The organism is Rhodococcoides kyotonense (assembly GCF_001645385.1).
In the GTDB taxonomy this organism is placed as follows: Bacteria; Actinomycetota; Actinomycetes; order Mycobacteriales; family Mycobacteriaceae; genus Rhodococcoides; species Rhodococcoides kyotonensis_B.
Window position 1 is genome coordinate 30437 of record NZ_LVHI01000016.1, and the last position, 13759, is coordinate 44195.

The following is a 13759-nucleotide window of genomic DNA, read 5'->3' on the forward strand; positions in this document are numbered from 1 at the left end:
GCGCACGGGCAGCGCAGCTGCATTACAGCGCCTTCAACTCCTCGATGACCGAGTTGACGGACTTCTTGGCGTCGCCGAACAGCATCGAGGTGCGGTCCGCGGTGAACAGCGGGTTGTCGATGCCGGCGTATCCGGAGCTCATCGAACGCTTGAGCACGATGACCGACCGGGATTCGTCGACGTTGAGAATCGGCATGCCGTGAATCGGGCTGGACGGGTCGTTACGCGCCGCGGGGTTGGTGACGTCGTTGGCGCCGATGACGATGGTGACGTCGGTGCGGTTGAATTCGCCGTTGATGTCGTCCATTTCCTTCATCGCGTCGTACTCGACGTCGGCCTCGGCGAGCAGCACGTTCATGTGCCCGGGCATACGACCGGCGACCGGGTGGATGGCGTACTTGACCTCGACACCCTTGCTTTCGAGGATCGACGCCATGTCCTTGACCGCGTGCTGAGCCTGCGCGACTGCCAACCCGTATCCGGGCACGACGATGACCTGCGAGGCGTACGCCATCTGGATCGCCGCGTCCGCCGCCGAGGTGGACTTGACGGTGCCACCGGCATCGCCCGGGCCACCGGCAGCCGCGTCGCTGCCGCCGCCGAACGAGCCGAACACGATCGCCGGAATGGACCGGTTCATCGCCGTCGCCATCAGGTTGGTCAGGATCGAGCCCGACGCGCCGACGATCATGCCCGCGACGATCATCGCCGTGTTGTTCAAAGCCAGACCCGCAGCTGCTGCAGACAGACCGGTCAACGCGTTGAGCAGGGAGATGACGACGGGCATGTCAGCGCCGCCGATCGGGAACACCACGAACAGACCCATCAGACCGGCTGCGATCAGCACTGCGACGATCGTCCACCACGCCGTCCCCTCACCGGGGGTCGCGTTGATTCCGATGTAGATCGAGATCGCGACTGCGACCAGCAGCAACACGATGTTGGCCAGCTGGAAGGTGCGCGCGTTCTTCACGAACGCCTTCTCGACGTTCTTGTTCAGCAACTCCTGCAGCTTCGCGAACGCCACCAGCGAGCCCCAGAACGACACCGAACCGATCACCGCGGCGAACAGCGATCCGACGACGATGTGCACCGTCGGCTCCTCGCCGTGATGGAACGCCGAGAAGCCGTCGGTCTCGATGAACTCCGCCCACGCGATCAACGCGACCGTGCCGCCGCCGACGCCGTTGAACAGGGCCACCAGCTGCGGCATCGCCGTCATCTTCGTGCGCTTGGCCGGCGGAACACCCAGGATGACACCGATCAGCAGGCCACCGGCGATGAGAATCCAGTTGATCGCGGCCGCGTCGCGCACCTCGATCAGGGTCGCGACGACGGCAATGCCCATACCGGTTGCGGCGATCCAGTTACCGCGGACCGCCGTCTTCGGGCCCGTCAGACCCATCAGACCGTAGATGAACAGCGCGAACGCGATGATGTAGAGAATGTTGACCAGGTTGTTCATCAGGAATCAGCACCCTTCTCACCGACAGCAGCAGGTGCTTTCTTGGACTTGAACATTCCGAGCATGCGGTCGGTGACCAGGAAGCCGCCGACGACGTTGAGCGTGCCGAAGATCAGCGCGACGAACGCGATGATCCGCACACTCCACGACGCGTCCTCGGGAAGACGGCCGAGCACGATCAACGCACCCAGCACGACGATGCCGTGAATGGCGTTGGTGCCCGACATCAGCGGGGTGTGCAGCGTGTTCGGAACCTTCGAGATGACAGCGAAGCCGACGAAGCCGGCCAATACGAGAATCGCGATGTTCGCGAGAAGAGCGGTGTACATCAGGCGTCGTCCTTCCTTGTGACGCAGGACTGCGCAAGCACCTCGTCGGAGAAGTCGGGCGCGACCGCACCGTTCTCGTCCAACAGCAGCTCGAGCAGCGCGGAAACGTTCTTCGAGTACAGCTCGCTGGCGTGCTCGGGCATGCTCGCCGGCAAGTTCAGCGGCGACGCGATGGTCACGTCGTGCTTGACGACGGTCTGTCCCGGCTCGGTCAACTCGCAGTTGCCGCCGGTCTCCCCGGCCAGGTCGACGACGACGCTGCCGGGCTTCATGCCCTCGACCGCCGCGGCCGTCACCAGGCGCGGCGCGGGACGTCCCGGCACCAACGCGGTCGTGATGACGACGTCGAAGCCCTTGATCGCCTCTTCGAGCGCCTGCTGCTGCTGAGCCCGCTCGTCCTCGGTGAGTTCACGGGCGTACCCGCCCTCACCAGCGGCGTCGATACCCAGATCGAGCCACTGCGCACCCACCGAACGCACCTGATCGGCCACCTCGGGACGCACGTCGTAGCCGGTCGGGCGCGCGCCGAGACGCTTCGCCGTCGCCAACGCCTGCAGACCCGCGACACCGACACCGAGCACCAACACCGTCGCCGGCTTCACCGTGCCCGCGGCGGTCGTCAGCATCGGGAAGAAGCGCGTGGACTCCGACGCAGCCAGCAACACGGCCTTGTAGCCGGCGACATTGGCCTGCGACGACAACGCGTCCATCACCTGGGCACGCGAAATACGCGGAATGGCCTCGACGGCGAACGCCTGCACACCCGCAGCGCCCAACGCGCCGATCTTGTTGTCCGCGTTACGCGGCGCGAGGAAACCGATCAACGTCGAACCCGACGAGAGCTTCGCGATCTCCGCATCGGTGGGAGGCGCGACCTTGACCACGACATCCGCCGACCACGCATCACCGATCTCCGCGCCCGCCGCGGCATACAACTCGTCCGGAATCAGGGCCTGTACACCAGCGCCCGACTCGACGACGACGTGTACACCCTTGTTCACCAGCGAGGACACGACCTTCGGAACCAGCGCCACACGACGCTCGCCGTCACCCGACTCGCGGACGACGCCGACGCGCGTCGTCACATGGCCGCTCGTCCCGTTCTCTGTGCTGTGCGATGTATCCAATTCTCCGACTTCCGTAAAAAAGTGAATGGTGCCTGCGGTTCGGCGAACGGGGGTAACCGTGCGGCGAACAGGCGGCGCCCAGCGTCAAGGCACGAGGAGACTGATGATAGCCAGAGTAGGCGGCCCTCAGGTAACCCACGCCACAGCATTTAGCGGTCTGAATCGAATCCGAAACGGCGTGACGTGCAGCTCGACGGGGTTGTGTGATCGACATCATAAGCCAGGGTGTGCACCTACAGTGTTGGCCGTGGACAACTGCGTGTTCTGCTGCATCGTGTCGGGTGACGCCCCCGCAACGCGAGTTCTGGAGACCGACTCGGTGCTCGCCTTTCTGGACATCCGCCCGATCGCGCGCGGCCACGTGTTGGTGGTGCCGAAGACACATGCGTCCGACCTCGACGACCTGGAGCCGTCGCTGGGCGCGTCCGTGTTCGCGGCCGGGCAACAGCTTTCTCGCGCGATGCGCAGATCCGACCTTCGTGCCGACGGCGCGAACCTCGTCGTCAACGACGGCAAGGCCGCGTTTCAGACCGTGTTTCACACGCATCTGCACGTCGTCCCACGGTGGACGGGAGACAAACTCCGGTTCGCGACAGGATTCGTGACACGGCGTTCGCGTCGGCCGGAGGAGACCGCGGACGCGATTCGGACGGGTCTTCGACGTCTCAGCGAAGAGAACGACGCGTGAAGTTGTTTCTGGCGTCGTACCGATTCGGCGCGCACCCGGACACGTTCGTCGACATGACGGGCACACCAGGACGCATCGCGGTGATCGCGAACGCGTGCGACAGCTGGCCGGACGCGGCCCGCGCGTCGGCGGTGACGAGCGAATTTCGCAGCCTGCGCGAACTCGGATTCGAGCCCGAGGAGCTGGACCTACGCGGAAGCACGAAAGCCATTGCCGCCATGCTCGATTCGGTCGGTGTCGTATGGGTCCGTGGCGGCAACACCTTCGTGCTGCGCTCTCGCCTCGCCCTGTCGGGCACCGAGAACGACATTGCACGACGCGTCCGTGACGGCCGGCTCGTCTACGGCGGTTACAGCGCGGGCGCGTGCGTCGCGTCGACGTCGTTGCGGGGCATCGAGACTGCCGACGATCCCGCCGACGTGCACCCGACTACCGGCGGCGACGTGATCTGGGACGGCCTCGGCTTCGTCGAGACGTCCCTGATCCCGCACTACGGATCGATTCTCGACGACACGAATTCCGGTGCGACGATGGTGGAGCGCTACCGCCGCGACGGAACTCCGTTCGTCACCCTCGACGACGACCAGGTGCTGGTGGTCGACGGCGACCGGCAGGAACGGATCTAGCCCGACTGCGCGAACGGCGCGAGGCGGTCGAGCGAGGACCACGCCATGTCGCAGCGCTTCCTGGTCATCTCGTCCGCGTCGAGCAGCAGGATGTCGAGCAGGAGCCGAGGGCGATGCTTCCATCGAGCTTTCGCGTCGGCGATCGTGGGTCCGTCGAACAACCCCGAATGTTCCAACGCCTCGACCCACTCATGGACGTCACCGCGGTGCAGCGTTTCGAGGGTGTCGTAATCGATTCCGCCGCCTTGGAATTCGTACGAGAACATCGCGGCCACGTAATCCCACGACGTGCTGTGTGGATTCATCATGTTGGACCTCCTTCAAGTCCACTGGCTGGGACGCTAGACCCCGCAGCCGCACGATTCCGTGTCGCGCACGCATCGATCGGGTAACAGAAGTGACGGGTGTGACTATTGGGACTTGCTCCGCACTGTGGGAACCGGGCGAATTCATTCTCGACTCGGTAGGGTCACTGCTCGTGGGGAAGCCTGGAATTCGCATCGGCCTGAGCGTCCTGGCGCTGGCCGCAGCCGGATGCGGACACTCGGCCGACGACCCCTCCCCGACGGCCACGACAACTCGGGCACCCGCGCCCGTCAGCGAGGAACTCTTCGTCGGCGAATGCGGTTCCGTGACCGACGAGCAGGTCGTCGACATCACCGGGGTGCCCGGCCTCGCCGCGGTGTCCAAGAACGGAATTCGCTGCCGCTTCGAGGCCTCCGACAGCGGGGCGTACGCGATGTTCACGTGGTATCGGGGCAGTCCCATCGCTCGCGAACGGACCGTGGCGGGACGGATCGGACGCGAGATACGCGCCTTCGACATCGAGGGACATCCCGGATTCAGCGCGCGAGCCGACGACTACTCGTGCGAGGTCGGCGTGGAGTCCGGCGACGGGTTCATCCACTGGTCCGTGAACTACGTGTACGCGACGCCGACGCGCGAGATCTGCGACATCGTCGGCGACCTGGCGCGAGCGGTGGTCGCCAATGCGAAGTAGGAGACGTGCACTCGCAGCGGCGGTGTCGGCCGTCGCACTGCTCGCCGGCTGCAGCACGACCGTCACCGGAACGCCGACGGCGGAGGGGTATGCAGGCGACGCCGATGCCGACTTCGCGAAGCTTCTCCAGGAATGCACCGCCGTCCCGGACGACAAGATCGCCGAGACCGTACAGGCGGACGGGGTCTACCAGTACTTCTTCGGGGCGGTCTGCATGTGGGACGGATCCGGGCCCGCGGGAGCAGTCGACGTGACGTTCGCGTGGTTCGAGACCAATTCGCTCGGACGCGAGAGGACTCTGTCGCAGGAGATCGGATACGCCGTCGAAGACGTGTCGGTGGCCGGTGCCACCGCGTTCCTGTCCAGGCGACCCGGCGATGCGGCGTCGTGTGGCATCACCGCCGCGTACTCGGGAACGATCACCTGGTGGGTGCAGTACCGCAGCGGCGCGGGCGACCCGTGCGCGGCCGCCACTCGGCTCGCCGAACTGACGTTGCAGCGAAACCAGTGACGCGACGCCGCGTCGGCCCATAGTGTTTCTTCACATGAGCAACTCTTTCGACGCGGCCCTCATCGAGCTGCAGGACCTGCTGACGGACGGGGCCGTCCTCGTCGACCCGGACGTGACGGAACGCTACCGCCAGGACTGGGCCAAGGATCCGGATGCGGGAACACCGCTCGCCGTGGTGCGTGCGCGTTCCACCTCGGACGTGCAGAGCGTCATGAAATGGGCGAGCGCGCACCGCATTCCCGTCGTACCGCGAGGTGCCGGATCCGGATTGTCCGGTGGCGCAACGGCTGTCGACGGCGGTATCGTGCTGACGACCGAACTCATGCGCGACATCAGCGTCGACCCGGTGACACGCGTCGCCGTCGTGCAGCCCGGTCTGCTGAACGCGGAGGTCAAGAAGGCCGCTGCCGAACACGGGCTCTGGTATCCGCCCGATCCGTCGTCGTTCGAGATGTGTTCGATCGGCGGCAACGCGGCCACCAACGCGGGCGGCCTGTGCTGCGTCAAGTACGGCGTGACGACCGATTACGTGCTCGGGCTCGAAGTGGTGCTGGCCGACGGGACCGCGGTCGGACTCGGCGGCCCGCGACTGAAAGACGTTGCGGGACTGTCACTCACGAAACTGTTCATCGGCAGCGAGGGCACGCTCGGCATCATCACCGAGGTCACGGTGCGGCTCATTCCGGCGCAGCCACCGGCGAGCACCGTCGTCGCCTCGTTCTCGTCGGTGCGGGATGCGACGACGGCCATCCTCGCGATCACTCGATCACTGCGTCCGGCGATGCTCGAGTTCATGGACCGCGCGTCGATCGGCGCCGTCGAGGACGCGATGAACATGGGCCTCGACCGTGACGCGCAGGCGATGTTGATCGCACGGTCGGACTCCCCCGGCGCCGACCGTGCGCGGGAAATCGAGATCATGGCCGACGCGTGCACTGCGGCTGGCGCAGCGGACGTCTTCACCACCGACGACCCCGAGGAAGGCGAAGCATTCGCTGCTGCACGACGTTTCGCTATCCCGGCCGTCGAACGACTCGGCAGCCTACTGCTCGAGGACGTCGGCGTTCCGTTACCCGCGCTGCCGGATCTCGTCGAGGGGATCGAACGAATCTCCGAGAAGTACGACGTTCTGGTCGCCGTCATCGCGCACGCGGGTGACGGAAACACGCACCCGCTCATCGTGTTCGACCCGTCCGATTCCGACATGGAGCGTCGAGCGAACGTCGCGTTCGGCGCCATCATGGATCTGGCCATTTCGCTGGGCGGCACGATCACCGGCGAACACGGCGTCGGTCGGCTGAAGAAAGCGTGGCTTCCCGATCAGGTGGGTGACGACGTCATGCAGCTGACGCAGCGCATCAAGACAGCCCTCGATCCGGACGGCATCCTGAATCCTGGGGCGGTCTTATAGGCGACTTCGTCGCACGTGCGCGCGAATGTATAGAGCCCTCTGGTCGCTCCGCGGGCTCTGCTCCTGCCCGCTATACATTCGCACGCACGAGGGGTATTACTGCCTCCCCGTAGGCCTCCAGCGTCGCGGCCTTGGCGTCGTGCTGCAGATAAACGGCGAACTGTTCGACGCCGAGCGTGCTCAGCTCCTTCAGCCTCGCGAGATGATCGGCCGGACTGCCGAGCACACAGAACCGGTCGATCACCGAATCGGGCACGAACTCCGCATGCGTGTTCCCTGCCCTGCCGTGCTCGCTGTAGTCGTAGCCGGTGCGCGCGTCGATGTAGTCGGTGAGTGCGTCGGGCACACCGCCGTGGTGTCCGTACCGCGCGACGATGTCGGCGACATGATTGCCGACCATGCCGCCGAACCACCGAACCTGGTCGCGGGCATGGGTCAGGGCGTCGGCGCTGCCGTCGGTCACGTACGCGGGTGCGGCGACGCAGAACGAGATCGCCGACGGGTCCCGCCCGGCCGACTCGGCGGCGGCACGTACGCGACCGATCATCCACGACGCGATGTCCGGGTCCGCGAGCTGCAGTATGTAGCCGTCGGCGATCTCCCCGGTCAGGGCGAGCGCTTTCGGGCCGTACGCGGCCACCCAGATATCGAGCGTCGAACCCTGCGCCCACGGGAACTGGACCGTCGTGTCCCCCAGGGAGACGGATCGTCCGTTGGCCAGCTCTCGAATCACATGGACCGCCTCGCGCAAGGTCGCGAGCGTCGTCGGCTTCTCCCCGAGGGTTCGGACGGCCGAGTCACCGCGGCCGATTCCGCAGATCGTCCGGTTGCCGAACATCTCGTTGAGCGTCGCGAACGTCGACGCTGTGACGGTCCAGTCGCGGGTGGCGGGGTTGGTGACCATGGGACCGACCATCACGTGACGAGTTTCGGCGAGGATCCGACTGTGGATGACGTACGGCTCCTGCCACAGCAGATGCGAGTCGAACGTCCACACATGCGAGAAGCCGTGCGTCTCGGCGCGACGCGCGAGGTCGATGACGCTCGTCGCCGGTGGCGTGCATTGCAGAACAACCCCGATGTCCATGTCTCACAACAGATTCTGTGCCAGTGACCGCTTGACGAACCGCCCATGCCCTGGGCGGCCGAGGTAGTCGCCGTTGTCGACGATCACCCTGCCCCGCGAGATGACGGTGTCGACGTGCCCGTCGATCTCGAACCCCTCGTAGGCCGAGTAGTCCATGTTCATGTGATGGGTCTTTCCGAGTCCGATGCTCGTGTGCCCGTCGGGGTCGTAGATCACGAGGTCGGCGTCGGCGCCCGGTGAGACGATGCCCTTCTTCGGGTACATGCCGAACATGCGCGCCGGCGTCGTACAGCACACCTCGACCCATTTCTCGAGACCGATCTTTCCGCTCACGACGCCCTGGTACATCAGATCCATGCGGTGCTCGACGGATCCGATTCCGTTGGGAATCTTCGAGAAGTCGCCGAGACCGAGTTCCTTCTGGTCCTTCATGCAGAACGGGCAGTGGTCGGTACTGACCGTCGAGACGTCTCCGGTGCGCAGATAGCGCCACAGTTCGTCCTGATGCCCCTCGGCGCGAGACCGCAGTGGCGTCGAGCACACCCACTTCGCCCCGTCGAAACCTGGTGCGCCCAACTGCTCTTCGAGTGACAGGTACAGATACTGAGGGCACGTTTCACCGAACACGTTCTGTCCGTTGCCTCGTGCGTGCGCAATCTGTTCCAGCGCCTGCTTCGCCGAGACGTGCACGACGTAGAGCGGCGCACCGGTCACGTTCGCCAGCATGATCGCGCGGTGGGTGGCTTCCTCCTCCAGCTGCCACGGCCTGCTGGTTCCGTGGAAGTACGGCGCCGTGTCGCCCCGCGCCACCGACTGCTCGATCAGCACGTCGATCGCAATTCCGTTCTCCGCGTGCATCATCAGCAGTGCACCGGTGTCGGATGCGGCCTGCATCGCGCGCAGGATCTTGCCGTCGTCGGAGTAGAAGACACCGGGGTACGCCATGAACAGTTTGAAGCTCGTGACACCCTCGGCGACGAGTTCGCTCATGGCCTTCAGTGAATCGCTGTCGACGTCTCCGACGATCTGATGGAAGCCGTAGTCGATGGCACACGATCCGGCAGCCTTGTCGTGCCACTGCGCCAGTGTGTCCTGAACCCGTTGTCCCGGAGTCTGAATCGCGAAGTCGACGATGGTCGTCGTGCCTCCCCACGCGGCGGCTCGCGTTCCCGTCTCGAACGTGTCCGACGCGAACGTCCCGCCGAACGGCATCTCCATGTGGGTGTGGCCGTCGACCCCTCCGGGAAGCACGTACTTTCCCGAGGCGTCGATGGCGACGTCGGCCGACTGCGTCAGATCGGCGCCCAACGCGGTCGAACCGGGTTGCAGCACAGCCACTATCGACTCACCGTCGATCAGGACGTCGAGTAGCTGCGACCCCGTCGGGGACACGACGGTGCCGCCGTGGACGAAGGTCGTCATGGCTCCACCAGGGGCCTGTAGGCGTCGGGTCTGCGATCGCGGTAGAAAGCCCAGCGGTCACGCACGACCTTGATCAGATCCATGTCGAGGTCACGGACGAGGAGTTCGGGCTCGGTGTCCGACGCGACCTCTCCGACGAACGCGCCCTCGGGGTCGACGAAATAGCTGGTGCCGTAGAAGTCGTCGTCGCCGAATTCCGCTTCGACGCCGACGCGATTGATCGCACCGACGTAATACTCGTTGGCGACCGCGGAGGCAGGCTGCTCCAGCTTCCACAGGTAGTTCGACAGACCACGGGACGTCGCCGACGGGTTGAACACGATCTCCGCGCCTGCCAGGCCGAGAGCACGCCATCCTTCGGGGAAATGCCGGTCGTAGCAGATGTAGACGCCGACGCGACCGACCGCGGTGTCGAAGACCGGCCACCCGACATTGCCCGGGCGGAAGTAGAACTTCTCCCAGAAGCCGCGCACGTGCGGAATGTGGTGCTTGCGATACTTGCCGAGGTATCGGCCGTCGGCGTCGACGACGGCAGCGGTGTTGTACAGAACGCCGGGCATCTCCTGCTCGTACACCGGCAGGATCATGACGATGCCGAGTTCTTCTGCCAGCGCGGCGAACCTGTCCACGGTGGGACCGGGTACGGATTCGGCGTAGTCGTAGAACGACGCATCCTGCAACTGACAGAAGTACGGGCCGTAGAACAATTCCTGGAAACAGATGACCTTCGCGCCTTGCTCGGCGGCGCTTCTGGCGTAGTCCTCGTGCGCCTTGATCATCGTTTCTTTGTCGCCTGTCCAGGTGGTCTGGACCAAGGCCGCTCGAACCGTCGACATATGCGTCACTCCATCCTCGGCTGGCTGGCCTCCTCAACATAAACACTCGGCGGGATGCGTGTCGGTGCAATCGTGTTACAACATGGCCCGGTTGGTTTCAGCTCTGTAACTAGCGGCTCTGCGTCGGCAACAGCGCCCTGACGGCCTCGATCGTGTCGGCTTCGGCGTGCGTCTTGTCGGGCCGGTAGCGCAACACCCGCGCGAACCTGAGCGCGACGCCGCCGGGATAGCGCGTGCTGACCTGAACACCGTCGAGCTCGATCTCGACGATCAGGTCGGGTTCGAGGTACACGGTGTGGTCGTCGCGGCTGCGTTCGTGCTTCGGAAACTCGTCGGTCTGCCACTGCAGCAACGCGTCGGTGAGACCCTTGAACGTCTTGCCGACCATGATCGGCGGGCCACCGTCGGGGTCCCGCGCACCGAGGTGAAGGTTCGACAGCCAGCCCGTCCGCCTGCCGTACCCCCACTCCGCACCGAGGACGACGAGGTCGAGCGTGTGCTCGGGTTTGACCTTCTGCCAGGTTCTGCCGCGCCTGCCCGCCGCGTACGACGAGGACAAGGCCTTCACCATGACACCCTCGTGTCCTGCGTCGAGGGCTGCGTCGAAATGCGCTGCGGCAGACTCGGCGTCGGGGCGAAGCAGTGCCGGTATCCGATGCTGCGGCGCGACGCGGTCCAGGGCGTCGAGCCTGCGTTCGAGGGGCTCGTCGAGCAGGTCGACGCCATCGAGGTGGATGCAGTCGAAGAAGTACGGATGCAGCAGGAGGTCGTGTGCGCTGTCGGCCCCGAATCTGCTCATCGTCTCCTGGAACGGCCTCGGTCGCCCGCTGTCCGTCAGTGCCAGCGTCTCTCCGTCGAGAACCACACTGGTACAGGGCAATTCACGAATCAGTTCGACGAGTTCCGGGACGCCGGACGTGATCTCCCGCAGCGTCCGTGTGTAGACGTGCACCTCGTCACCCGATCGGTGCACCTGGATTCGGGCGCCGTCGAGTTTGTATTCGACGCTCACATCGCCGCCGAACTCGGTCCACGCCCCCGCCAGCGTTTCGGCGGGCGACGCGAGCATCGGGCGAATCGGTCTGCCGACCGTCAGGACGAACTCGGCGAGCGCCTGCTCGCCGCCCGACAACGCGGCGGTTGCCGTCACCGACAGACGGCCGGACAGCATGAACGCGCGTCGGACGGGTTCGAGCGGCAACCCTGCAGCCTTCGCGATGGCGTCGGTCATGACGCCTTCCAGTGCGCCCTGGCGTAGTTCGCCCGTCATCAACCGGACGAGGAAGTCCCGCTCGCCCCGGGTGGACCGGCCGAACAATTCTGCGAGCAGGTCTCGGCGTCGTTTCGTCGAACCGGAACCCGAGGTCGACGCCACCGCACCGATCGCGTCGTCGACTTCGGCGATCGTGAGCACCGGCTGCTCGACGGGATCGGCCTCGATGTCCGACAGTGTGCGCCAGCCGATACCGATGCGGCCCTGCGTCATCTCACCGGACAGCCACGCGACGACGGTCTCGACCTCGTCGGGTCGGAGATCGGCCAGCAGCGTCTGCAATGCCTCGGTCTTCGCCTTGCGCGACCGCGTTGCACCCACTGCCACGGACGTGTCGACGATTCGTGTGAACAGCACGCTCTGAACGTAACCCGAACCACCGACAGCTAACCGCGAGTTTCGGAGGAGCTCAGCTGAAGCCGAGAACCTTGTCGCCCCATGCGGCTCGCATGGCGCTGTCCGGGTCGTCGACGAGCTGGTCCTGCGAGTCGATCACCAGCGTCGACCACGTGGGTTCGGTGTACGGCGCCCAGTGCTTGGCTCCGTCGAGTGTGGCGGGTACTCCGTGACGCGCGAACGCGACCCACCGCTTCATGATTCGCGCCGACACCGCCGTCGCCGACTTCCGGCCACCGAGCCAGAACGTCGGATCGCGATTGAGAGTCCCGAAATTGCCGAAGACGTACGGCAATTCGGTGGCATGTCCGGCCCCGATGCGCGCAGCTCTGAGCATCGGGGTCGCATGATCGAAGCGGTACATCCAGACCGGAGCGTGGCGGCTGTGCGCGTCGGCGATCCACAGGCTCGGCATGCGGAACCCGGCATCTCGCGACATCGCCAGTGCCCCGGCAGGTTTGGATCTGTCGGGATAGGCGGACATGATCTCGGCGACGCGAAACGCAGGGAGATCGGCATGGTCGTTGGCGATGGCACGGAACATCTCCGAGACCGTGTCGGACGTGACCGGCATCAACGGTGACTTCATCAACCGGAAGATCGAGGCTTCGTCGTGATTGGTGCCGATGATCAACGGAATTCGATGAGCGTGGCCCTTCTGGAAGGCAGCCACCGGATAGCGAGGAACGACATCGCCGTCGACGACGGGTGCGAGCCCCAGGGTGCCGGGCGACCGCGTCGGAATCTCGTAGCAAAGAGTGTCCCCCGCTGCGACGAGCTTCCTGAAGTCCATCGACAACAGCTCGTCGATGCGATCCGGGGTGACGTCGATCAGCTCGAGGAACCGGGATGCGACGACAGCGGCGCGTTCGGGGCCGTACACCGACGTCGAGGGCGCACTCTGCACGATGGCCTGCGAGAACAGTCCGTCCGCCTTCGGCGACGTCATCAGCGTCGTGATCGACGCGCCGCCGGACGATTCGCCGAACACCGTGACCCGTTCCGGGTCTCCGCCGAACGCCGCGATGCACTGCTGCACCCATTCGAGCGCGGCGATCTGATCCCGCAGTCCGAGATTGGTCTCGAACACCGCGTCCCTGGTCGTGAACGACGACAGGTCGAGGAATCCGAACGCGCCGAGCCGATAGTTGATCGTGACGACGACGAGATCGCCCAGTTCGGCGAGATTTCTGCCGTCGTACACGCTCTGCGCCGACGACCCGATCGAGTACGCGCCGCCGTGAATCCACACCATGACCGGTCGCGGTGCGCCGTCCGGCTCGGGGGCCCAGATGTTCAAGGACAGGCAGTCCTCGGACATCGGGATGGCCTGGTCGATGGGAACCGGACCGTTCCGGCTCTGGGGTGCGATCGCACCGAACGAACGGCACTCGCGTGGTTCCGTCCACGGCTGCGGGGGGCGTGGTGCTCGAAAACGCAAGTGTCCCTCGGGAGCGGCCGCGTACGGAATGCCTTTCCATGCGAAGACGTCGCCGTCGCGATACCCGATGGCCTCCCCGTACGCAGTGTCGACCGACCGCGTCGCCTCACCTGTGGTTTCGACCTCGATCATGACACCTCCCCTTTC

General features: G+C 65.4%; 14 protein-coding genes. 5 read left to right on the forward strand and 9 right to left on the reverse strand.

The genetic code is table 11. The features are described 5' to 3' along the window. Positions 1-22: 22 nt before the first annotated feature. Genes A3K89_RS13900 through A3K89_RS13910 form a run of 3 tightly spaced genes read right to left on the reverse strand, consistent with a single transcriptional unit; the run spans position 23 to position 2879 of the window. A complete protein-coding gene (locus A3K89_RS13900; RefSeq protein ID WP_068426994.1) occupies positions 23-1465 on the reverse strand; it encodes an NAD(P)(+) transhydrogenase (Re/Si-specific) subunit beta in 1443 nt (480 codons plus the stop codon). Next, positions 1465-1794: an NAD(P) transhydrogenase subunit alpha gene (locus A3K89_RS13905; protein WP_068426996.1), complete on the reverse strand. Its 330-nt coding sequence runs from the start codon at positions 1792-1794 to the stop codon at positions 1465-1467. The genes A3K89_RS13900 and A3K89_RS13905 overlap by 1 nt, the downstream gene beginning before the upstream one ends. Next, a complete protein-coding gene (locus A3K89_RS13910; protein ID WP_174551426.1) occupies positions 1794-2879 on the reverse strand; it encodes a Re/Si-specific NAD(P)(+) transhydrogenase subunit alpha in 1086 nt (361 codons plus the stop codon). The genes A3K89_RS13905 and A3K89_RS13910 overlap by 1 nt, the downstream gene beginning before the upstream one ends. A 289-nt stretch (positions 2880-3168) precedes the next feature. On the opposite strand from A3K89_RS13910, the gene A3K89_RS13915 reads away from it, so the two are divergent. Together A3K89_RS13915 and A3K89_RS13920 are read left to right on the forward strand one after the other, a co-directional pair. Beyond that, complete coding sequence (locus A3K89_RS13915) at positions 3169-3609, forward strand: HIT family protein (protein ID WP_068427084.1); 441 nt, start codon at positions 3169-3171, stop codon at positions 3607-3609. Further along, positions 3606-4235: a Type 1 glutamine amidotransferase-like domain-containing protein gene (locus A3K89_RS13920; protein WP_068427000.1), complete on the forward strand. Its 630-nt coding sequence runs from the start codon at positions 3606-3608 to the stop codon at positions 4233-4235. The genes A3K89_RS13915 and A3K89_RS13920 overlap by 4 nt, the downstream gene beginning before the upstream one ends. On the opposite strand, the gene A3K89_RS13925 is transcribed toward A3K89_RS13920, so the two are convergent. Next, complete coding sequence (locus A3K89_RS13925; RefSeq protein WP_068427002.1) at positions 4232-4543, reverse strand: hypothetical protein; 312 nt, start codon at positions 4541-4543, stop codon at positions 4232-4234. The genes A3K89_RS13920 and A3K89_RS13925 overlap by 4 nt on opposite strands. A 170-nt stretch (positions 4544-4713) precedes the next feature. Here A3K89_RS13925 and A3K89_RS13930 point away from each other — a divergent pair, with 170 nt between their 5' ends. The 3 genes from A3K89_RS13930 to A3K89_RS13940 are packed head-to-tail and all read left to right on the forward strand — an operon-like array spanning position 4714 to position 7157. After that, on the forward strand, positions 4714-5235 hold the full coding sequence (locus A3K89_RS13930; protein ID WP_254303529.1) for a DUF3558 domain-containing protein: 522 nt from the start codon (positions 4714-4716) through the stop codon (positions 5233-5235). Beyond that, positions 5225-5746, forward strand: a complete 522-nt coding sequence (locus A3K89_RS13935; RefSeq protein WP_068427004.1) for a DUF3558 domain-containing protein — start codon at positions 5225-5227, stop codon at positions 5744-5746. The genes A3K89_RS13930 and A3K89_RS13935 overlap by 11 nt, the downstream gene beginning before the upstream one ends. A 34-nt stretch (positions 5747-5780) precedes the next feature. Next, entirely contained in the window at positions 5781-7157 is a 1377-nt protein-coding gene (locus A3K89_RS13940; protein WP_068427007.1) for an FAD-binding oxidoreductase, read from the forward strand. A 70-nt stretch (positions 7158-7227) separates the two neighbouring features. Here the strand turns inward: A3K89_RS13940 and A3K89_RS13945 are convergent, their stop codons facing one another. The 5 genes from A3K89_RS13945 to A3K89_RS13965 all read right to left on the reverse strand — a co-directional run bounded on the left by A3K89_RS13945 (position 7228) and on the right by A3K89_RS13965 (position 13744). Continuing rightward, positions 7228-8244 (reverse strand): TIGR03842 family LLM class F420-dependent oxidoreductase, encoded by a 1017-nt coding sequence (locus A3K89_RS13945; RefSeq protein WP_068427009.1) that lies wholly within the window; start codon positions 8242-8244, stop codon positions 7228-7230. Between the two features lie 3 nt (positions 8245-8247). Further along, a complete protein-coding gene (gene hydA / locus A3K89_RS13950) occupies positions 8248-9666 on the reverse strand; it encodes a dihydropyrimidinase (RefSeq protein ID WP_068427011.1) in 1419 nt (472 codons plus the stop codon). Beyond that, the gene (locus tag A3K89_RS13955; RefSeq protein ID WP_068427013.1) at positions 9663-10502 is read right to left on the reverse strand and encodes a nitrilase-related carbon-nitrogen hydrolase; all 840 of its coding nucleotides are present in this window, start codon (positions 10500-10502) and stop codon (positions 9663-9665) included. The genes hydA and A3K89_RS13955 overlap by 4 nt, the downstream gene beginning before the upstream one ends. 109 nt (positions 10503-10611) lie before the next feature. Beyond that, positions 10612-12132, reverse strand: a complete 1521-nt coding sequence (locus A3K89_RS13960) for an ATP-dependent DNA ligase (RefSeq protein ID WP_068427015.1) — start codon at positions 12130-12132, stop codon at positions 10612-10614. Positions 12133-12184: 52 nt separating this feature from the next. After that, positions 12185-13744, reverse strand: coding sequence for a carboxylesterase/lipase family protein (locus A3K89_RS13965; protein WP_068427017.1), 1560 nt, complete (start codon positions 13742-13744; stop codon positions 12185-12187). Positions 13745-13759: the final 15 nt, after the last annotated feature.